This window comes from Albimonas marina, from assembly GCF_029223255.1.
GTDB lineage: Bacteria > Pseudomonadota > Alphaproteobacteria > Rhodobacterales > Rhodobacteraceae > Albimonas.
This window is the reverse complement of the sequence record NZ_JARHUC010000001.1, coordinates 211,062-230,738: the sequence shown is the minus strand read 5'-3', so window position 1 is coordinate 230,738 and position 19,677 is coordinate 211,062. Positions and strand designations below refer to the sequence as shown.

Below are 19,677 nucleotides of genomic sequence, written 5' to 3'. Positions count from 1 at the left end.
CCCCTCCCGCCGGGCGGGGAGGGAAGGCGACGGTTCGCGCGCCGATCGGCGGCGCGCAGGAAGGACGTGCGTCGACGCCGGTCGACGTCGGGACGAGTCGATCTACGGCCGCAAGCACGGCGAACGGAGAGCCGGATGACCACCAGCCAGAAGACCCGGGCCCGAAGCGGCCTCTCGATCGGGATCAAGCTGACCCTCGCGGCCGGAGGCGCCGCGCTGCTCACCGGTCTGGCCGTGGGTGCCGTGGATCTGGCCCGCTCGGACCGCGAGCTGCGCAACGAGTCGGTGCGGGACGTGACCGACGCCGCCCAGCTCGCCGCTCAGCGCATCGAATCCTACATCCAGCAGGTCGAGCGCGACCTCGGCTTCCTGCGCCGGTCGGAACTGGGAACCGACGATTTCGAGGATTTTCTCGGCCCTTGGGCGACCGACGGCAAGGCGGTCACGCGTCTCTACCGCGAGGAGTCCCCCCTGCCCGCCGGCCGACGGGCCGAGCTCGACGACGCCGGCGACGGGTCCGACTGGTCCGACGCGCATTCGCGCCACCATCGCACCTACCGCGGCTTTCAGGAGCAACGCGGCTACCACGACCTGTTCCTGATCTCGACCGAAGGCGAGGTGATCTATTCGGTCGCGAAGGAGGCCAATTTCGGGGAGAACCTGCTGACGGGACGCTTCAAGGACTCGGGCCTGGCGGAGGTGTTCCGGAAGGCCCGCGGCCTGAAGCCGGGCGAGACGGCGATCGTCGACCTCGCCGGCTATGCGCCGAGCGGCGGCGCGCCGGCGGCCTTCGTCGCGACCCCGGCCGTGGCGCCGGATGGGCGGGTTCTGGGCGTGATGGCGCTGCAGCTGCCGTCGGACGAGTTCGCCTTTATCCTCTCGACCGTCAGCCTGAGCGAAGACACCGCCCTGTTCATCGCCGGCGGCGACGGCCTGCTGCGGTCCGACCTGCCGCAGACCCCGCAGGACGACATTCTTGCAACGCGCGTCGATCTTCCGGCCGCCGCCCTCGAGGCCTCGACCGAGCACCCGGGCGTGTTCGGCGAGGAAGCCACCATCAGCGTCCACCCGATCGAGATCGCGGGTCTCGACTGGGTCGCCGTGGCCGAGGAGCCGACGCGCATCATCGCGGCCGCCCGCATGTCGCAGATGCAGGCCTCGGCCCTCGCCTCGCTGCCGGCGCTCCTGCTGGCGCTCGGCCTGGGCTGGCTGGTGGCGCGCAGCTTCGCCGCGCCGGTGCGGCGGATGACCGAGTCGGTGAGCGAACTCCTGGCGGGACGCGCGGTCGATGTTCCGGGCGCGGGACGAACCGACGAGCTCGGCGATCTCGCGCGCTCGCTCTCCGAGATCCACGGCGCCTCCGTCGCCGCCCGCCGGATCGCGACGGCGCTGACCGCGTCGTCCGAGATGGTGATGATCCTCGACACGGACCTGCGCGTCGTCTTCGCCAACGCGGCGATGGAAGAGGGCTTCGGCCGGATCCGCCGCGCGATGCCCGGCGTTCCCGCGGGCGCGACCTCGATCGTGGGGCTGGAGGCGCGGATGCTCCACGCCGATCCCTCGGTGTTCCTGAAACCCGACCGCGCGGGCGCGCCGCTCCTGCAGTACGACGACCGTCTCTACGGCCTCGTGATCGTGGAGATGCGCGACGACGCCGGCGCCTTGATCGGCCGGGCGGTGACCTGGCGCGACCGGTCGAGCGCGCTGGTGGTCGAGCGGCAGGTGAACGAGGTGCTGGAGGCGGTCGCCAAGGGCGACTTCTCCAAGAAGCTGGACGAGGATTCCGACGACCGCTTCGCGCGCCTCGTCGCCCGCTCGATCAACAAGATGGGCGCCCTGTCGGGCGGCTTCTTCGCCGAGCTCGAGCGGATGGTCGAAGCGTTGACCTCCGGCCGCCTGTCGCATCGCATGACCGAAGGCCACGACGGCCGCTTCGGCGAAGCGGCGGCGAACCTGAACCAGGCCGTGGCCCGCCTCGCGGAGACGATCGCCGACATCGCGCGATCGGCCGACGGGATGCGGGAGACGGCGGACAGCATCTCCACGGGCGCCTCCGACCTGAGCTCGCGCACCGAGAGCCAGGCCTCCTCGCTCGAGGAGACGGCCGCGACGATGGAGGAAATGGCGGCCAACGTGAAGACCACGGCCGACAATGCCGACGCCGCCGAGTCGCTGGCGCGCGACGCCGCCACGCGCGCGGAAGCGGGCCGCGGGGTGATGTCGAACGCGGTCTCCGCGATGAGCCGGATCGAGGAGAGCTCGGCCAAGATATCGGACATCATCTCGGTGATCGATTCGATCGCCTTCCAGACCAACCTTCTGGCCCTGAACGCGGCGGTCGAGGCCGCGCGCGCGGGCGAGGCCGGCAAGGGCTTCGCGGTGGTCGCCGCCGAGGTCCGCACCCTCGCCCAACGCTCCAGCCAGGCGGCGAAGGACATCTCGGCGCTGATCGAGGCGTCCTCCAGCCATGTCGGCGAAGGGGTGCGCCTGGTGCAGTCCACCGGCAGCGCGCTGGAGGAGATCGCCGAAGGCATCGCCCGCACCGCCGCCACGATCGAGGACATCTCGTCGGCGGTGCGCGAGCAGAGCTCCGGCGTGCAGGAGACCAGCCAGGCGGTCAGCCACATGGACGACGCCACCCAGCGCAACTCCGCCATGGCCGAGGAGAGCGCGGCCGCCGCCCGACGGCTCCAGAACGAGGCGCGCTGGCTCATCGAGCGGGTCGGGTTCTTCCAGACCAGAGAGACGCAGACGGCGCGGACGGTCGCGACGCAGGCCCACGCCGTCGGCGGCGGCGGCGGCGCGACCGCGCCGCGCCCGACCACGTCCCGCCCCGCGACGCCCGCTCGGCCGACCGCCACGGCCTCCGCACGTCCCGCGCCCGCACGTCCCGCCTCCGCGCCCGCCTCGTCGGCCAAGCCCGCGCCAAAGGCGCCTGCGCCCGCGCCGCGTCCGTCGACTCCGGCGCCCGGCGCCGCCCGCCCGGCGCCCGTCCGGCCCGCCACGCCGAAACCTGCCGCCGCCCCCGCGGCGGCTGCTCCCAAAGCGCCTGCCCCCAAACCCCCCGCGTCGAAGCCGGCCGCGATCAAGCCTGAACCCAAGCCCGCAACCCGTCCGTCGCCGGCCCCCGCGTCAGCCGCAGAGGACGATCAGGATTGGTCGGAGTTCTGAGACGATGAACCGCGCGCTTCAAACCGGCTCTGCGGCGTCGCCGCCGCGCTCGGCCCCACCGTCCGCTGCAAGCCGCGGCGAGGATCCGGCGACCTACGGCGGCGAGTTCGTGATGTCGGACGCCGAGTTCAACCGTATCACCGCCAAGGTCTTCGAGATCGCCGGCATCGTCCTGAAGGACCACAAGCGTCAGATGGTCTACACGCGGCTGTCCCGGCGTCTGCGGGCCACGGGCCTGACCTCCTTCGGCCAGTACATGGACCTGATCGACCGGCCGGAGGGCGCGGGCGAGCTGGTGCAGTTCACCAACGCGGTGACTACCAACCTCACCTCCTTCTTCCGGGAAGGACATCACTTCACCCACCTGCGCGAGCATGTGCTGGAGCCGCTGGCGAAATCGGGCAAGACGCGGCTGCGGGTCTGGTCGGCTGGCTGCTCGACGGGGGAGGAGCCTTATTCGATCGCCCTGACCGCCCGCGCCGCGGCGCGCAGCATGGCCAGCGTCGACTTCCGCATCCTGGCCACCGACCTCGACACCAACGTGCTGGCGACCGGCAAGGCCGGCGTCTACCCGGAGGCGCGGGCGGCCGACATCCCGGCCGAGCTGCGATCGGGCGCGCTCGCGAAAAGCGGAGACCGGGTGGAATTCTCCAGCCAGGTCCGGGCGATGATCGCCTTCCGCAAGCTGAATCTGCTGCATCCCTGGCCGTTTCGCGGCCCTTTCGACGCGATCTTCTGCCGGAACGTGCTGATCTACTTCGACGCAGAGACCAAGGCCGGCCTCGTGCGCCGCTTCGCCGAGGCGCTGACCGACGACGGCATCCTCTACCTGGGCCATTCCGAGTCGCTCCTGGGCGAGCATCCGCTGCTGCGCTCGGAAGGGCGCACGATCTACAGGAGGCGTCGATGAGCTCGCTGAACGGGCGCGCCGCCGCCCCCTATTTCGACCCCAAGATCGGCGCGCAGGCGATTTCGGTCCTGCCCGGGCACCACGCGGTGACCGATCTCGCGGAAACGGCGGTGACCACGCTTCTCGGATCCTGCGTCGCGGCCTGCATCCGCGACGTCGACAAGGGCATCGGGGGGCTCAACCACTTCCTGCTGCCGGGCGAGGACCGTACCGACGGCGCCCGGTCGTCCCGCTACGGCGTCCATGCGATGGAGGTCCTGATCAACGACATCCTCAAGCGCGGCGGCCGCAAGGACCGGATGGAGGCGAAGGTCTTCGGCGGCGCGAACGTCATCGACGTGAGCTCGAAGGATACGGTGGGCGCCCGCAACGCCCAGTTCGTGAAGGATTATCTGCGCATGGAAGGGATACGCCTCGCCGCTTCCGACTGCGGGGGGGAGCGGGCGCGGCGGGTCTATTTCTTCCCGTCGACCGGCCGCGCCTCCGTCCTGCGGCTGCCCGCCTCCGAAACCCGCGTCATGCGCCGGTCCGAGAGCCAGCTGGCCCAGCAGGCGAAGAAAGCGCCCGCCGCCGGCGGCGTGGAGCTGTTCTGATGTCGGGTCAGGATGCCGTCCCCCGCGCCCCGGGAGGACGCGTGCGCGCCGTGGTCGTGGACGACAGCCGGTTGATGCGCGGGATCATCAAGTCCGCGCTCGAGGCGGAGGGCGACGTCGAGACGGTCGGCCTCGCCGGCAACGTCGCCGAGGGCCGTCGCCTGATCAAGGAGACGGACCCCGACGTCGTCACCCTCGACGTCGAGATGCCGGGCATGAACGGCCTGGAGTTCCTAGAGAAAATCATGACCTTGCGTCCGACCCCGGTGGTCATGGTCTCCACCTTGACCGCCGCGGGCGCCGACGCGACGCTGGCGGCCCTGTCGATCGGGGCCGTGGACGTCGTGCGCAAGCCCAATGGCCCCGACCCGATGGGCGCCTTCGGGCGGGAACTGCGCGAGAAGGTGCGCATGGCCGCCCGCGCCCAGGTTCGGCGGGCGGGCGTCGCACGCTCCGCCGTCCCCGACGGGCCGCCGCCTCCCTCCCCCCCCGCGCTCGATTCCCGGCGAGGGCAGGACAGGCCGCACGCCTCGCCGGTCCGGACCCGCATCGATGCGAGGGAACCGCCCCCGATTCATGCCGCTGCGGCTGACCCCGCGCCTCCGCCGACGACCGAGCCGACGGCCGGCGGGGCCTGGCGGCGAGGCCTGGTGGCCATCGGCTCGTCGACCGGCGGCGTCGGCGCCATCGCCGAACTGCTCGACGGCCTTCCGCCGGACCTGCCGCCGGTCGTGATCACCCAGCACATGCCCGAAGGATACACGGCCCGCTTCGCCCGTCGATTGCGGGAGAAATACGGCCGCGACGTCGACGAAGCGCGGGACGGCGAGGCCTTGCGACCCGGCATGGTGCGCATCGCCCCAGGGGCCCGCCACATGGAGGTTCAATCTTCCTCCGGCCGGCTAGTCACGCGCCTCGGCGGATCCGAGACGGTGTCCGGCCATTGCCCCTCGGTGGACGTGTTGTTCGGTTCGGTCGCCCGCGCGGCCGGCCCGTCCGCGGTCGGGGTGATCCTGACCGGAATGGGCCGCGACGGCGCGGCCGGCCTGCGGGCCATGCGCGCCGCCGGCGCCGCCACCCTGGGGCAGGCCGAACGCACCTGCGTCGTCTACGGCATGCCCCGCGCCGCCCGCGAGCTCGGCGCGGTCGAGGAAGAGCACGACCTTGACCGTCTCGCCGCCCGCATCTGCGATTTCGCCCGAACCGCGCCGTCCCGGCGCGCCGCCCTCGGAAGCTGAGGAGAGCCCGAATGCCCGCAGCCAAGTCCCTGAAGGTGCTGGTCGTGGACGACCAGCAGACCATGCGCGGCCTCGCCCGCCAGTGTCTCAAGCGCCTCGGCGTCGTCGACGTGACGCTCGCCGCCGCCGGCGACCAGGCGCTGGAGGCGATGATGGCCAAGAAATTCGACGTGGTGATCTCGGATCTCAACATGCCCGGCCTTTCGGGCGTGGAGCTGGCCCGCAAGATCAAGGAGCATCCGGTGTTCAAATCGATCCCGGTGTTCCTGGCCACGTCCGACGCGTATCGCGACCAGGCGGTGGAGGGAACGGTGGACCACTTCGTCGCCAAGCCGTTCTCGGTCGCGGACATGCGCACCGCGATCGAGACCCACCTCGGCGCGCTGACCTGAGGTCGGGAGGCCGCATCCGGCCTCGCGTTGCCAACAGCGCCGTCCTCGCTTCAGGGACGTCGCCGCCGTCGCCCTCGCCAACCGCTCCCGGTCCCAGCCCGGAGCGGTCTTCGCGGCCGCCTGCACGCCCGGCGGCGGGGCGTCGGTTCGGGATTTTGCCGCGTCGGCGAGCGCATCGCGGCCGCGCCGAGAGAGACGGGCGGTTCGCCGCCGTCGCGACCGAAGCCTCCCGGCGAGTTCCCTAGAATGCCTGCGATCCGGTCTCGCCGGATTCACTTCCCGGAAACTCTCCCTGCGCATTTTCGGCCCCGGCGATCCCGCGGAGACGGCCGCGCCCTCCGCGCCTCGGCGGGCGGCCACGGGTGGGATCGGACCATCGCCGGGCCCCGGCCCGGTCCGCTTGTGGACCCTGACCGCAGAACGTGGCGCCGGCCTCGCCGGACGTCCGCCCAGAAGGACTGACGATGACGATCTCCTCCTCGCTCAACGCCTCCGTCGCAGGCCTGAACGTGAACGCCTCCCGGCTCGCGGCCATCTCGGACAACATCGCGAACGCGGGCACCTACGGCTACAAGCGCGCGCAGACCGAATTCTCGTCGCTGGTGGTCGCGTCGGGCAACGGCAAGTACTCGGCGGGCGGCGTCACCTCGACGACCACCCGCGCCATCTCGGCCGAGGGGTCGATCGTCTCGACCGAGAATTCGCTCGACATGGCCGTGGTCGGCCGCGGCATGTTGCCGGTGACCCCGATCGACGAGATCGACGCCGCCTCGCCCGAGCTGCGCCTCAAGCCCACCGACAGCTTCACACCCGATCAGAACGGGGTGCTGATCTCCTCCTCCGGCTTCGCCCTGCTCGGCTGGCCCCTCGACCAGAACGAGGAGCCGATCACCCAGCTGCGCGATTCGACCACGGGGCTGGAGCCGGTGTCGGTCGCCGCCTCCCGCTTCGTCGCCAACGCCACGACCTTCATGGAGTTCGGCATCAACCTGTCGGCGGAGGACACGCGCGCCGGCGCCTCCGGCGACCCGCTGTCGGTGCCGATCGAGTATTTCGACAATTTCGGCGCGTCGGAGACCCTGACCGCCACCTTCACCCCCACCGTGCCCGCCTCAGGCGCCTCGAACGAGTGGACCCTGACGCTGGAGGACAGCGCTACCGCCGCCGCCTCGAACCCGGTGGCGGAGTTCACGCTGACCTTCGACGACACCCGCGGCCTGGGCGGCGCGCTGCTGGACGTGACCGTGGTCTCGGGCGCGACCTACGACACCGCCACGGGCCTCGCGTCGATCAGCGTGGACGGCGGTCCGATGGACATCCAGCTGGGGCCGTACGGCGCCAATTCGTCCCTCACCCAGCTGTCGGCGGAGTTCGCGCCCTCCTCGATCACCAAGAACGGCAACCGCGCCGGGATCCTGACCTCGATCGAGGTCGACGCCGACGGCTTCCTGGTGGGCATCTACGACACCGGCCTCAGCCGCAAGCTGTTCCAGATTCCGGTGGTCGACGTGCCGAACCCGGACGGGCTGGCGGTGAAGGACGGGCAGACCTTCACGGTCACCCCCCAGTCCGGCGCCTTCTACCTGTGGGATTCGGGCTCCGGCCCGGCCGGCATCCTGACCGGCTATGCGCTGGAGGGGTCGACGACCGACATCGCGGCCGAGCTGACCACCCTGATCGAGACCCAGCGCGCCTATTCGTCCAACGCCAAGGTCGTCCAGACCGTGGACGAGATGCTGCAGGAAACCACCAACATCAAGCGATGACGCCCGGCCCGGCCGCGCCGCGCGCACGGCCGGGCTCCCCCCACCCTGACCTGACCGGACGCCAAGATGAGCATCGGAGTCGCCCTTTCCAACGCCCTCAGCGGCCTCACCGCCTCCTCCAAGCGGGCGGAGGTGATCTCCGACAACGTGGCCAATGCGCTGACGCCGGGCTATGCGCGGCGATCGCTGCAGGTCTCGGCCGCCTCCCGGGCGGGCGACGGGCGCGGGGTGCAGATGCACGAGGTGACCCGCGCGACCGACCCGCGGGCCACGTTCGAACGCCGGTCCGCGCAGTCGGATCTCGGCCGCGACCAGACCCTCGCGCGTGCGCAGTCGGTGCTGAGCGAGGCCATCGGAACGGCCGACCAGGTCGGCTCGCTCTCCTCGCGCGCAGTGGCGCTGGAAGATGCGATCGCCCGCCTGGCCGAGACGCCGGAGGCGCCGTCGCTCCAGCAGGGCGCGGTCTCGACGGCCAAGGACCTGGCGCAGGCATTGAACGTCGCCTCCTCCGACGTGCAGTCGACCCGGATGGACGCGGAGACGGCGATCACGCGCATGGTCGAGCAGATCAACGACTCGCTCGCCCGCATCGACGCGCTGAACGAGGACATCGCCACCGCCACCATCGGCGGCGACTCGACCGCCGCGCTGGATGGGGCGCGGGGCGAGGAGATCGACCGCCTCGCGGAGCTGATCCCGGTGCGCACCGCCCGTCGCGACAACGGCGTGGTGGCGATCTACGCCCCCGGCGGCGCGGCGTTGCTGGAGGGGCGGCCGGCTCTGCTGGAGTTCGACGCCAAGAGCCTGATCACCGCGGACATGACCCTGGCCTCCGGCGGCCTCAACGCCCTGATCCTGGACGGAGAGCCGATCGCCGCGGGAACCGGCGCCGGCCCGCTGGACGGCGCCGCCCTGGGCGCCCAGTTCGCGATCCGCGACGTCGAGGCGCCCGAGGCGCAGGCCCAGCTCGACGCCATCGCCGAAGATCTGATCCTGCGGTTCGAGGATCCGGCCGTCGACCCCACGCTCGCTGCCGGCGATCCCGGCCTGTTCACCGACGAGGGCGGCGCCTTCGACCCGCTCGACGTCGTCGGTCTCGCCGCGCGGCTGGAGGTCAACGCGGCCGTCGATCCCGATCGCGGGGGCGCCGCCTGGCGGATGCGCGACGGTCTCAACGCCGCGGCGGAGGGGCCGGCGGGCCTCGACACCCTGCCCCGCGCCCATCTCGACGCGCTGCGCGAGGCGCTGCCGACGCCGGCCACCTCCGGCGTCAGCGGCGCCCGCAGCTTCTCGGATCTGGTGGATTCCGTGGCCTCCCTGCGCGCCCGGGCCGCCGCCGACGCCGAGGCCGCGGCGGCCTTCGCAGACGGTCGCTACGCCGTGAAGGCCGAGGCCGAGGCCGCCTCGACCGGCGTCGACGGCGACCGGGAGATGTCGGACCTGCTGCTGGTCGAGCAGGCCTACGCCGCCAACGCCAGGGTGCTGCAGGTCGTCGACGGCCTGCTGCGCCGCCTGCTGGACATCTGAGATCGATACGGATGCGCGGCCTCGCCGCGGCCGCGCTCACCTGGGGAGACGAGGCATGATCACGGGACCGTTGCCCGACCTGGCCGCCACGCTGCGCCTTCAGCGCGACGCAGGCGCGGTGCGCGCGTCGCTCGAGCGCGCGGGACGGGAACTGAGCACGGGCAAGAAAGAAGACCTGTTCGCCGCGTCCGGCGGCGATCCGCGCCGCCTGCTGGCGATCGAAGGCTCGCAGGCCCGCGCCGCGCGCGAGGCCGAAACCGTGGTTCTGGCGCAGGGACGCCTGAGCCTGACGCAATCCGTCATGGGGGGCCTCCAGGGCCTCGCCGACGGCCTGGGGCCGGAACTGGCGGCGGCGGTGGCGCGGGGCGACATGAACTCCGCCCGCATCCATGCCGCGGGCGCCGAGGACGCCTTCCGAAACGCCGTCCAGAACCTGAACACCACCTATGCGGGGCGCACCCTGTTCTCGGGGGCGGCGGTCGACACGCCGGCCCTGGACGATCCCGACCTGATCTTCGCCGACGTCGCGGCGGTGGTCGCCGGCGCGGCCGACGCCGCGGACGCGATCGCCCAGGTCGAGACCTATTTCGACGTCGGCGGCGGCTTCGACGCCCGCTTCCTCGGCGCGGTCGAAGACGCTCCGCGCGCCGGCATCGACTCGGGCGATTCCGTCGACATCTCACGCCGCGCCGACGATCCTGAGGTGCGCGAGCTGCTGCGCGGCCTGGCCATCGCGGCCGTGACCGTGGATTCCGCCTATGCCGGTCCTGCGGATGCGCAGGGCGCCCTGTTCGAGGAGGCGGCCGCGGTCACCATGTCGGCGCGGGAGTCGCTGGTGCAGTCCCGCGCCCTGCTGGGCCTGTCCGAGCAGGCGCTCGAGGACGCCTCGGTTCGCATCGCGGCGCGCAAGGACACGCTGGACCTCGCCTGGAATCATGCCGTCTCGCGCGATCCCTATGATGCGGCGGCCGAATTCCAGGCCATCGAGCAGCAGCTGCAGCGCGTCTTCCTCGTCACCTCGCGCCTCTCGCAGCTGAGCCTGACGGACTTCCTGAGGTGACGTTTCCGCATCGGGCGAACGGATAGCGACGATGATCGGTCGAGCGACGACGCAGAAGGCGACGACGCGATACGAAGGGAAATCGGGACGGCTTTGGCGGGCGCTTGCAGCCGCGCTCGCGCTGTTTGCCCTGACGCTGTCCCTGATCGCGCCCGACCCCGCCTCGGCGGACGGCGGCCCCAAGGCCGGGAACGATTTCGCCGGCGGCGGCGGCGCCCCGGGCGGCGGAGCGGCCCCGCTGGCGTTGGGCGTGATGGAGGCTGCCCCCGACGCGCTGCGCGTGCGCCTGAAGGACCTGGTGGAGTTCGACGGCGTGCGCGGCAACGACCTGGTCGGCTACGGCCTGGTGGTCGGCCTGAACGGCACCGGCGACGGGCTGCGCAACGCGCCCTTTACCGAAGACGCGCTGACCAACCTGCTGGAACGCCTGGGTGTGAACATCACCGGCGAGCAGTTCCGGCCCAACAACGTGGCCGCCGTGCTCGTCACCGGCGTGCTGCCGCCCTTCGCCCGCGCGGGCAGCCAGATCGACGTCACCGTCTCGGCGATCGGCGACGCCGACAGTCTGCAGGGCGGCACCCTGATCATGACCCCGCTGAACGCCGCGGACGGAGAGATCTACGCCGTCGCGCAGGGCTCGGTCCTCGCCGGCGGCGTGGTCGCCCAGGGCGCCGCCGAGACCGTGACCCAGGGCGTCCCGACCGCGGGCGTGATCCCCAACGGCGCCCGCGTCGAGCGGGAGATCGCCTTCGCCTTCGACGCCCTGCGCACCCTGCGCCTGGCGCTGCGGGAGCCGGATTTCACCACCGCCGCCCGCATCTCGGCCCGCATCAACGAGGCCGCGGGCCGCCCCATCGCCCGGATGATGGATGCCGGCACCGTGCAGCTCGACCTGCCGCGCGCCGGCATGGCGCCCGCCCAGCTGATGTCGGCGCTGGAGAATCTCGAGGTCGCGCCGGCCCGCCGCGCCCGGGTCGTCGTCGACCAGCGTTCGGGCACGATCGTTCTGGGCGACGACGTCCGGGTCAGCCGCGTGGCGATCAGCCAGGGCAACCTGACCCTGCGCATCCGCGAGACGCCGATCGTCTCGCAGCCCAACCCCTTCGCGCCCCGCGGCGCCGAGACGATCGTGGTCCCGCGCACCGACGCCGCCATCCAGGAGGATCCCGGCACGCCCCTGGCGGTCGTCGGCAACGAGGTCACGCTCTCCCAGCTGGTGGAGGGTCTGAACGCGCTCGGCGTCACGCCGCGCGACCTGATGGAGATCCTGAAGACGGTGAAGGCGGCCGGGGCCCTGCATGCGGAGTTCATCGTGCAATAGGCGCGCGACAGGCCGAAGGGCGGCGATGCGTTCGCGCCTGCGGAGACGGTCGCCCGCAAACACGGCGCCTCGCCCCGAACGACTGCGGCCCGACGTCCTCCCAGGCGACGAAGTCGTAGGACGAAGGATGCAAAGGGCGGAGATCGACATGTGCCGCTGCGCGAACACCCAAGCCTACAGCGCTGCCCGGAGACCAGGCTCAAGCGCGGCCGGCGAGCCAGGCGGAAGATTGCGGAGGGCGTCGCGCCTGCATCGCCGACGCGATCATCTCAAATGCAGGATGGATGGCCCGTCCACCCCTCCGGCAGCCCCAGCGCCCATGTGCCGACGAGCCGAAGATCTCGCCTCCCATTCCCGCGCATCGCCAGCCGCCGCGCTCGACTTGCCGAGCACCCCCGCCCGCGCCAGTTTCCCCGCATGTCCAGCGCGACCGACCTGCTCGAGCTTCGCCCCGAGGGGCTCTACTGTCCCCCCGCCGGCGTCTACATCGACCCCCACCGCCCCGTCGGGCGCGCGGTCGTCACCCATGGCCATGGCGATCACTGCCGCCCAGGCTCGCGCGCGCTGCTGGCGACGCCGCAGACGCTCGCCATCGCCGCCGCCCGCTACGGGCGCGACGCCTTCGCCCGCACCCAGGCGCTCGTCCCCGGCGAGCCGCTGACGCTCGGCGAGGCCACGATCCGACTGGTCCCCGCGGGCCATGTCCTCGGCTCGGCCCAGGTGGTGATCGAGGCGAAGGGCGCCCGCGCCGTCGTCTCGGGCGACTACAAGCGCGCGCCCGACCCCACCTGCGCCCCGTTCGAGCCGGTGGAGTGCGACCTCTTCGTCACCGAGGCGACCTTCGGCCTGCCCGTCTTCCGCCACCCGCCCGTGGGGGAGGAGATCGCCCGCCTGCTCGCCTCGGTCGCCGCCCACCCGCAGCGCTGCCACGCCATCGGCGCCTATGCGCTCGGCAAGGCCCAGCGGCTGATCGCCGAGCTTCGCGCCGCCGGCTGGGATCGCCCGATTTACCTGCACGGCGCGCTGGTCGGCCTGTGCACGGTCTACGAGCGGGAGGGCGTGCCGCTGGGTCCGCTGGAGCAGGTCGGCTCCCAGGGCAAGGCGCTGGCGGGCGAGATCGTTCTCGCCCCGCCCGGCGCCCTGAACGACCGCTGGGCCCGCCGCCTCCCCGACCCGGTGATCTGCGCGGCGTCAGGCTGGATGCGGGTGCGCCAGCGCGCCCGGCAGCGGGGGGTCGAGCTGCCGCTGGTGATCTCCGACCACGCCGACTGGGACGAGCTGACGGCCACGATCCTCGAGACCCGCGCCCAGACCGTCTGGGTCACCCACGGGGCCGAGGAGGCGCTGTGCCACTGGTGCGGTCAGCGCGGCATCGACGCCCGCCCCCTCGCCCTCGTCGGGCGAGGCGAGGAGGAGGCGATGTAGATGCGCCGCTTCGCCCAGCTTCTCGAGGCGCTGGTCCTCAGCCCGCGCCGCACCGCCAAGCTGCAGCTTCTGCAGGACTATTTCCGCACCACCCCCGATCCCGACCGCGGCTGGGCGCTGGCGGCGCTGGCGGGGGGGCTGGAGCTGCCGAACCTGACGGCCTCGGTGATCCGGGGCGTGGCCGAGGCGCGGGTCGACCCGGCGCTGTTCCGCCTGTCCTACGACTTCGTCGGCGACCTGGCCGAGACCACGGCCCTGATCTGGCCCGATCCGCTCGGGCCGCCGGGCCCGCCGCCGGGCCTCGACGAGGTGGTGCGCACGCTCCAGGCGGCGACCCGCAGCGACCGTCCGGGGATCCTGGCGGCGCTCTTCGACCGGCTCGATTCCTCGGCCCGCTTCGCGCTGATCAAGCTCTGCACCGGGGGAATGCGGGTGGGCGTCTCGGCCCGCCTCGCCCGCACGGCACTGGCCGAGGGCTTCGGCCGGCCGCTGGAGCGGATCGAGGAGCTGTGGTTCGTCCTCTCCCCGCCCTATGCCGACCTGTTCCGATGGCTGGAAGGCGGGCCGGAGCCCGACGCCGACCTCTCGCTCGCCTTCCGCCCGATGATGCTCGCCAACCCCGTCGAGGACGCGCGGCTGGAGACGCTGGTCCCCGCCGACCATGCCGCCGAGATCAAGTGGGACGGCATCCGCGTGCAGGCCGTCGCGACCGAAAGCGGCCGGCGCCTCTATTCGCGCACTGGCGAGGACCTGGGCCCGGCCTTCCCCGACCTGCTCGACGCGATGGACTGGCGCGGATGCGTGGACGGGGAGCTGCTGGTGGTGGTCGACGGCCAGGTCCGCCCCTTCGCCGACCTGCAGACGCGGCTGGGCCGCAAGCGGGTGACCGCGAAGATGCTGGCCGAGCTGCCGGCCCATATCCGCGCCTACGACCTGCTGCACGACGGCGAGGCCGACCTGCGCCCCCTGCCCTACGACGAGCGCCGCGCGCGGCTCGAGGCCTGGCGCGCCGCCCATGCGCCGGCCCGGCTGGACGTCTCCGCCGAGGTGCCCTTCGCCGACTGGCAGGAGCTGGCCGCGATCCGCGCCGCCCAGCGGGAGGAGGGCGAGGAGGGGCTGATGCTCAAGCGCCGCGACGCGCCCTACCTGGGCGGGCGGCCCATCGGCCCGTGGTGGAAGTGGAAGCGCGATCCGCTGACCGCGGACTGCGTGCTGATGTACGCCCAGCGCGGGCACGGCAAACGGTCGTCGTTCTATTCCGACTACACCTTCGGCGCCTGGGAGGAGACCGAGGACGGCCCCCGCCTCGCCCCCGTCGGCAAGGCCTATTCCGGCTTCACCGACGAGGAGCTGGTGGAGCTCGACCGCTGGGTGCGCGCCAACATGACCGAGCGCTTCGGCCCGGTGCGCGCGGTGAAGCCGGGGCTGGTGCTGGAGGTGGCCTTCGACGCGCTCCAGGCCTCGGCCCGCCACCGCTCGGGCATCGCGATGCGCTTCCCGCGGATCAAGCGCATCCGCTGGGACAAGCCGATCGAGGAGGCCGACCGGCTGGCGACCCTGCGCGCCATGCTGCCGGGGTGAGCGGGCGTCCGGGAGCGGCCCGGGGCCTCGATCGGCCCCGAGAGCCATTTGACGTAGCGGGCGCCGCGCCTTGCGCGCTTCAGCCCCCGCAACTGAACCCTGAGTGAACGTCCGCTGCGTCGCACCTTGTCGAGCCAGTTGGACTTCCGCTAGCGTTCCCCCAACTTGAAGAGAATTCACCACGGGGCCTTGCAAGCCCAACTCACGGAGCGGGACCAGCGTGACGCGATGCACCCTGCATCCGGGAGCCGGGCGGCGCAGGCCCCCTGCGCCCGGATCCGTCGACGCGGGACGATCCGACGTCCCGTCGCCGCAACGGCATCGAGCGGGGCGCGCATGAGCGGGTCCGTCGCGCTGCCGCTCTTCGACTGGCCCGAACTGCGCGAGGCGACCGACGGCTTCTGGTTCGCCTTTCATCAACGCCTGACGCAGGCGGGGTTCGCGCCGCCGGCCGAGCTCGACCGCGCCCGTCCGGGGGCGGAGAGCTGGGCCGACCCGCAGCTGCTGTTCTCCCAGGCCGATGCGCACGCCCATGTCGCCGGCGCCGCGGCGGCCACCCGGCTGATCTGCGCGCCCTCCTACGAGGCGGAGGGCTGCGGCGGCGGCAAGGTCGCGGCGGTGTTCCTGGCGCGCCGGGGCGCGGTGGCGCGCGGCGGCGCGGCGGGGATCTCTGAGCTCGCCGGGGCGCGGTTCGCGGTGGGGGCCGACAGCCTGTGCGGCCTGCCCGCGCTGGTCGACGCCCTGGGCGCCGCGGCGGTGGGCGAGGTGGAGGCCTGCGCCAGCCCGCGCGACGCGCTCGCGGCGCTGGCCGAGGGGCGGGTCGACGGCGCCTCGGTCGACGCGCTGACCTGGGCGCTGGCGCAGGAGCACGATCCGGCCGCCGCCGAGCTCGCCCCCGTGGGCTGGTCCGACCCGTTGCCGGCGCCGCCCTTCGTGACCTCGGCCCTGACCGAGACCGGGGCCCGCGCCCGCCTGCGCGCGGCCCTGGTCGAGACGCTGGTCGACCCCGCGACCGAGCCGCAGCGCCGGGCGCTGAAGCTCGCGCGCATCGTGGCCTTCGGCGACCCCGACTACGACGCGGCCCGCCGTCTCGCCGCGCTCGCCCGCGACGCGGGCTGATCGCGCGCCCCCGTCCGTCGCCGTTCAGGCCACGGACCGTCTCCAATCCGGCGCTGGGCGCGCCTCCCTGGCCGCCCTAGGTTATGATCGGCGAACAATCACGGGAGGCGCGGCATGAAACGGCTGGTCGAAGGCGAGTGGACGACGGCGGAGCTGACCGGCGGCGACGGGTCCTTCCAGCGCTCGGAGTCGAGCTTCCGCAACTGGGTCACCGCCGACGGCGCGCCCGGCCCCTCGGGCGAGGGCGGCTTCAAGGCCGAGAGCGGGCGCTACCACCTCTACGTCTCGCTGGCCTGCCCCTGGGCGCATCGCACCCTGATCCTGCGCGAGGCGAAGGGGCTGGCGGAGCATATCGGCGTCTCGGTCGTGCATCCCGACATGCTCGACGACGGCTGGACCTTCGACGAGAGCTTTCCCGGCGCCACCGGCGACACGCTGATGGGCAAGCGCTTCCTGCGCGAGATCTACCTCGAGGCCGACCCCGGGGCGACCACCCGCGTCACCGTCCCGGTGCTGTGGGACAAGGAACGCGGCACGATCGTCTCGAACGAGAGCGCCGAGATCATCCGCATGTTCGACCAGGCCTTCGACGCGGTCGCCGGCCCCTCGGAGCGGCTGTGGCCCGAGGACCTGCGCGAGGCGATCGAGCCGGTGAACGCGCGGATCTACGACACGCTGAACAACGGCGTCTACAAGGCCGGCTTCGCCACAACCCAGGAAGCCTACGAGGCCGCGGTGCGCCCGCTGTTCGAGACGATGGACTGGCTGGAGGCGCGGCTCGGCCGCTCGCGCTGGCTGATGGGGGACCGGCTGACCGAGGCGGACTGGCGGCTCTACACCACGCTGGCGCGGTTCGACGCGGTCTATTTCGGGCACTTCAAGTGCAACATCCGCCGGCTGTGCGACATGCCGGCGCTGTGGGCCTATGCGCGGGAGCTCTACCAGCGGCCGGAGGCGCGCAGCACCACCGATTTCGCCCACATCAAGCGCCACTACCACTACAGCCACGAGTCGATTAACCCCCACCGCATCGTGCCGCTGGGCCCCGAGCTGGACTGGGACGCCCCCCATGGACGGGAGCGCCTGGCCGCCGCCTGAGCGGGCGCCGCGTCGACCGTCGCGCCCCTGCCGCGGGTCCGCCCGCGGCGCGCGGCGGGCGGGGGCGCATGGGGGCGCCGTCTGGGGCCGCGGAGGGCGCGCCGTCGACGCAGCCCGGCTTTCGCCGCGGGCGGGCGCGCGCTAGGTCTGGGGGATGTGCGGACGCTTCGCCCTGACCACGCCCCAGACCTCGGTGCTCGAGACCTTCGCGGCCGAGCCCTCGGCCCGCCTGTCCGAGCGGCTGGGCAACCTCGGCCCCCGCTGGAACGTCTGCCCCACCACCGACATCCCCGTGGTGCTGAGCCATGAGGGCGCGCGCCTGCTGGCGCCGCTGCGCTGGGGCTTCATCCCGCGCTGGTACAAGACGCCCTCGGGCGGGCCGCTGCTGATCAACGCCCGTTCCGAGACGATCGCCGAGAAGCCCGCCTTCCGCGAGGCCTGTCGGGAGCGGCGCTGCCTGATCCCGGCCGACGGCTTCTACGAATGGACCAAGGTCGGGGAGCGGCGGCAGCCGCACTGGATCCGCCCGGCGGCGGGGCCGGCCGAGGGCTCGCTCTTCGCCTTCGCCGGCGTCTGGCAGACCTGGAAGAACCCCGAGGACGGCCAGACCCTGGCCGCCTGCGCCATCGTCACCACGGGCGCGGGGCCCGACCTGGCGGAGCTGCACCACCGCGAGCCGGTGGTGATCGCGCCCGAAGACATGGCCCTGTGGCTGGGGGAGGCGGGCCGCGGCGCCGCGACCCTGATGAAGCCCGCGCCCGAGGGTTTCTGGGCCCACCACACCGTCGCGCCGCGGGTGAACGGCATCAAGGACGACGATCCCGAGCTGATCGCGCCCTGGGAGCCGGAGACCGGGGCGCCCGGGACCGCCTGACCCCGCCGCAGGCGAGATCCGGCCGAAGGCCGGCTCCCGTCCGCTCCGCCGAAGGCGAAAACCGGCCGAAGGCCGGCCTGCCGACGCCGCCGGACGGCGCACCCGATTCCGGAAGATCCGAAACGGCCCCGGGCCTCAGCCCTCGCGCCCCCAGCGGGCGGCGGCGGCGTCGTCGCTCTCGCGGGCGTCGACCCACCGGGCGCCGTCGGGGGTGGTCTCCTTCTTCCAGAAGGGGGCCTTGGTCTTCAGCCAGTCCATCAGAAACTCGGCCGCCTCGAAGGCCGCCTGCCGGTGAGGGGAGGCGGTGGCGACCAGCACGATCCGGTCGGCGGGCAGCAGCGGCCCGTAGCGGTGGATCACCACAGCGCCCTGCAGGGGCCACCGCGCCAGCGCCTGCTCGGCGATCTCGGTCAGCGCCTTCTCGGTCATGCCGGGATAGTGCTCGAGCTCCATGGCCGACACCGGCACGTCGCCGCCGCGGTCGCGCACCAGGCCGGTGAAGGTCACCAGCGCGCCCACGTCGGCGCGGCCCTCGGTCAGGCGGGCGCATTCGGCGGCGAGGTCGAAGTCCGCCTCCTGGACCGAGACGTGCAGTACGGGCGCGGGCGCGTCGGCCATCTCAGCCCCCGGTCACCGGGGGGAAGAAGGCGACCTCGCGCGCGTCGCCCAGGGGCGCGTCCAGCTCGGCCGCCTCCTGGTCCACGGCGACGCGCACGGCCTTGAGGTCGGCGAAGGCCAGCGCATGTCCCTCGGACCGGGCGCTCAGCTCCGCGATCAGGGCGGCGACGTCGGGGGCGGAGGTCTCGACCTCCTCCCGTCCGGCGCCGATCCGCTCGCGCAGCCAGGCGAAGTAGAGAACGCGCATCAGCTTTCTCCCCGCATCGCCGAGCTGGCGAGGCCGCGGCGGAAATAGTCCCAGCCGGTCACCACCGTCAGCGCGGCGGCCAGCCAGATCAGGGCGAGGCCGGCGTAGCGCATCGGCTCGCCCCAGGGCTCCAGGAACAGGGCGCCGATGGCCACCATCTGCACCGTGGTCTTCCACTTGGCGAGCCTGGTCACCGGGATCGTCACGCGGCCGGCCAGATGCTCCCGCAGGCCCGAGACGGCGGTCTCGCGCAGGAAAATCGCGGCGGCGGGGATGATCAGCCAGGGGTCCACCCCCGCCAGCATCATCAGCACCGCCAGCGCGATGGTCACCATCGCCTTGTCGGCGATCGGGTCCAGCATGCGGCCGAACTCGGTCTGCTGGTTCCAGCGGCGGGCGAGCCAGCCGTCGAAGAAGTCGGTCAGCGAGGCACCCATGAACAGGGTCACCGCCACGGCGTCCGCCGCGGGGCGGGGCGCCACCACGTAGACGAGGGCCACCGCCGGCGCCGCGAGAAGGCGCAGCAGGGTGAGCAGGTTGGGGACGGTCAACGGCATGGGGCTCTTTCCGACGGGCGGAGCGCGCAGTCAAGCGGCGCGAAGGTCGGGCGAGGTCGGGGCGGAGCGGTTCGAGCCTCCTGAAACCCCGGAGGCGCGCCGACGGCGTCCCCGCCGCCGAGCCTCGGGTCGGTCGCGCGCGGGAAATCAGACGGCGGCGCCCCCATCGCAGCGGGGGCG

17 protein-coding genes are annotated in these 19,677 nt (G+C 72.8%); 14 read left to right on the top strand and 3 right to left on the bottom strand.

The window, feature by feature from the left end:
* Window positions 1-135 precede the first annotated feature (135 nt).
* The 14 genes from P2H44_RS01010 (at window position 136) to P2H44_RS00945 (ending at window position 18,075) form a co-directional block, all read left to right on the top strand.
* The gene (locus P2H44_RS01010; protein WP_275761550.1) at window positions 136-3,171 is read left to right on the top strand and encodes a methyl-accepting chemotaxis protein; all 3,036 of its coding nucleotides are present in this window, start codon (window positions 136-138) and stop codon (window positions 3,169-3,171) included.
* 112 nt (window positions 3,172-3,283) lie between these two features.
* Complete coding sequence (locus P2H44_RS01005) at window positions 3,284-4,081, top strand: CheR family methyltransferase (protein ID WP_275761549.1); 798 nt, start codon at window positions 3,284-3,286, stop codon at window positions 4,079-4,081.
* Complete coding sequence (locus P2H44_RS01000) at window positions 4,078-4,674, top strand: chemotaxis protein CheD (RefSeq protein ID WP_275761548.1); 597 nt, start codon at window positions 4,078-4,080, stop codon at window positions 4,672-4,674. Before P2H44_RS01005 ends, P2H44_RS01000 begins: the two co-directional genes overlap by 4 nt.
* Window positions 4,674-5,912 carry a chemotaxis-specific protein-glutamate methyltransferase CheB gene (gene cheB, locus P2H44_RS00995; RefSeq protein ID WP_275761547.1) on the top strand — a complete coding sequence of 413 codons (1,239 nt, stop codon included), beginning with the start codon at window positions 4,674-4,676 and terminating at the stop codon, window positions 5,910-5,912. The genes P2H44_RS01000 and cheB overlap by 1 nt, the downstream gene beginning before the upstream one ends.
* A gap of 11 nt (window positions 5,913-5,923) precedes the next feature.
* On the top strand, window positions 5,924-6,304 hold the full coding sequence (locus tag P2H44_RS00990) for a response regulator (RefSeq protein WP_092859637.1): 381 nt from the start codon (window positions 5,924-5,926) through the stop codon (window positions 6,302-6,304).
* A 464-nt stretch (window positions 6,305-6,768) separates the two neighbouring features.
* A complete protein-coding gene (locus P2H44_RS00985) occupies window positions 6,769-8,070 on the top strand; it encodes a flagellar hook protein FlgE (RefSeq protein ID WP_275761546.1) in 1,302 nt (433 codons plus the stop codon).
* A 66-nt stretch (window positions 8,071-8,136) separates the two neighbouring features.
* Window positions 8,137-9,597: a flagellar hook-associated protein FlgK gene (gene flgK, locus P2H44_RS00980; RefSeq protein WP_275761545.1), complete on the top strand. Its 1,461-nt coding sequence runs from the start codon at window positions 8,137-8,139 to the stop codon at window positions 9,595-9,597.
* A 55-nt stretch (window positions 9,598-9,652) separates the two neighbouring features.
* Entirely contained in the window at window positions 9,653-10,657 is a 1,005-nt protein-coding gene (locus tag P2H44_RS00975; protein ID WP_275761544.1) for a flagellin, read from the top strand.
* Window positions 10,658-10,910: 253 nt separating this feature from the next.
* Window positions 10,911-11,978 (top strand): flagellar basal body P-ring protein FlgI, encoded by a 1,068-nt coding sequence (locus tag P2H44_RS00970; protein WP_275762083.1) that lies wholly within the window; start codon window positions 10,911-10,913, stop codon window positions 11,976-11,978.
* Window positions 11,979-12,395: 417 nt separating this feature from the next.
* Window positions 12,396-13,403 (top strand): ligase-associated DNA damage response exonuclease, encoded by a 1,008-nt coding sequence (locus P2H44_RS00965; RefSeq protein ID WP_275761543.1) that lies wholly within the window; start codon window positions 12,396-12,398, stop codon window positions 13,401-13,403.
* Window positions 13,404-14,984: a cisplatin damage response ATP-dependent DNA ligase gene (locus P2H44_RS00960; RefSeq protein ID WP_275761542.1), complete on the top strand. Its 1,581-nt coding sequence runs from the start codon at window positions 13,404-13,406 to the stop codon at window positions 14,982-14,984.
* A gap of 336 nt (window positions 14,985-15,320) precedes the next feature.
* A complete protein-coding gene (locus tag P2H44_RS00955) occupies window positions 15,321-16,103 on the top strand; it encodes a PhnD/SsuA/transferrin family substrate-binding protein (protein ID WP_275761541.1) in 783 nt (260 codons plus the stop codon).
* 114 nt (window positions 16,104-16,217) lie between these two features.
* On the top strand, window positions 16,218-17,201 hold the full coding sequence (locus P2H44_RS00950; protein ID WP_275761540.1) for a glutathione S-transferase family protein: 984 nt from the start codon (window positions 16,218-16,220) through the stop codon (window positions 17,199-17,201).
* A gap of 154 nt (window positions 17,202-17,355) precedes the next feature.
* Window positions 17,356-18,075: an SOS response-associated peptidase gene (locus P2H44_RS00945; RefSeq protein ID WP_275761539.1), complete on the top strand. Its 720-nt coding sequence runs from the start codon at window positions 17,356-17,358 to the stop codon at window positions 18,073-18,075.
* A 135-nt stretch (window positions 18,076-18,210) separates the two neighbouring features.
* Here the strand turns inward: P2H44_RS00945 and moaE are convergent, their stop codons facing one another.
* The 3 genes from moaE to pgsA are packed head-to-tail and all read right to left on the bottom strand — an operon-like array spanning window position 18,211 to window position 19,497.
* Window positions 18,211-18,693, bottom strand: a complete 483-nt coding sequence (moaE, locus tag P2H44_RS00940) for a molybdopterin synthase catalytic subunit MoaE (protein WP_275761537.1) — start codon at window positions 18,691-18,693, stop codon at window positions 18,211-18,213.
* Between the two features lies 1 nt (window position 18,694).
* Window positions 18,695-18,940 (bottom strand): molybdopterin converting factor subunit 1, encoded by a 246-nt coding sequence (gene moaD, locus P2H44_RS00935; RefSeq protein ID WP_275761536.1) that lies wholly within the window; start codon window positions 18,938-18,940, stop codon window positions 18,695-18,697.
* On the bottom strand, window positions 18,940-19,497 hold the full coding sequence (gene pgsA / locus P2H44_RS00930) for a CDP-diacylglycerol--glycerol-3-phosphate 3-phosphatidyltransferase (RefSeq protein ID WP_275761535.1): 558 nt from the start codon (window positions 19,495-19,497) through the stop codon (window positions 18,940-18,942). The genes moaD and pgsA overlap by 1 nt, the downstream gene beginning before the upstream one ends.
* Window positions 19,498-19,677: the final 180 nt, after the last annotated feature.

Bases quoted from the DNA above. Each gene is read 5' to 3' on its own strand.
- P2H44_RS00965 (WP_275761543.1), top strand. From the start codon at position 12,396: ATGTCCAGCGCGACCGACCTGCTCGAGCTTCGCCCCGAGGGGCTCTAC.
- cheB (WP_275761547.1), top strand. From the start codon at position 4,674: ATGTCGGGTCAGGATGCCGTCCCCCGCGCCCCGGGAGGACGCGTGCGC.
- moaD (WP_275761536.1), bottom strand. From the start codon at position 18,940: ATGCGCGTTCTCTACTTCGCCTGGCTGCGCGAGCGGATCGGCGCCGGA.
- P2H44_RS00960 (WP_275761542.1), top strand. From the start codon at position 13,404: ATGCGCCGCTTCGCCCAGCTTCTCGAGGCGCTGGTCCTCAGCCCGCGC.
- P2H44_RS00970 (WP_275762083.1), top strand. From the start codon at position 10,911: ATGGAGGCTGCCCCCGACGCGCTGCGCGTGCGCCTGAAGGACCTGGTG.
- P2H44_RS00945 (WP_275761539.1), top strand. From the start codon at position 17,356: ATGTGCGGACGCTTCGCCCTGACCACGCCCCAGACCTCGGTGCTCGAG.
- moaE (WP_275761537.1), bottom strand. From the start codon at position 18,693: ATGGCCGACGCGCCCGCGCCCGTACTGCACGTCTCGGTCCAGGAGGCG.
- P2H44_RS00985 (WP_275761546.1), top strand. From the start codon at position 6,769: ATGACGATCTCCTCCTCGCTCAACGCCTCCGTCGCAGGCCTGAACGTG.
- P2H44_RS00975 (WP_275761544.1), top strand. From the start codon at position 9,653: ATGATCACGGGACCGTTGCCCGACCTGGCCGCCACGCTGCGCCTTCAG.
- flgK (WP_275761545.1), top strand. From the start codon at position 8,137: ATGAGCATCGGAGTCGCCCTTTCCAACGCCCTCAGCGGCCTCACCGCC.
- P2H44_RS00990 (WP_092859637.1), top strand. From the start codon at position 5,924: ATGCCCGCAGCCAAGTCCCTGAAGGTGCTGGTCGTGGACGACCAGCAG.
- P2H44_RS00955 (WP_275761541.1), top strand. From the start codon at position 15,321: ATGAGCGGGTCCGTCGCGCTGCCGCTCTTCGACTGGCCCGAACTGCGC.
- P2H44_RS01010 (WP_275761550.1), top strand. From the start codon at position 136: ATGACCACCAGCCAGAAGACCCGGGCCCGAAGCGGCCTCTCGATCGGG.
- P2H44_RS01005 (WP_275761549.1), top strand. From the start codon at position 3,284: ATGTCGGACGCCGAGTTCAACCGTATCACCGCCAAGGTCTTCGAGATC.
- P2H44_RS00950 (WP_275761540.1), top strand. From the start codon at position 16,218: ATGAAACGGCTGGTCGAAGGCGAGTGGACGACGGCGGAGCTGACCGGC.
- pgsA (WP_275761535.1), bottom strand. From the start codon at position 19,497: ATGCCGTTGACCGTCCCCAACCTGCTCACCCTGCTGCGCCTTCTCGCG.
- P2H44_RS01000 (WP_275761548.1), top strand. From the start codon at position 4,078: ATGAGCTCGCTGAACGGGCGCGCCGCCGCCCCCTATTTCGACCCCAAG.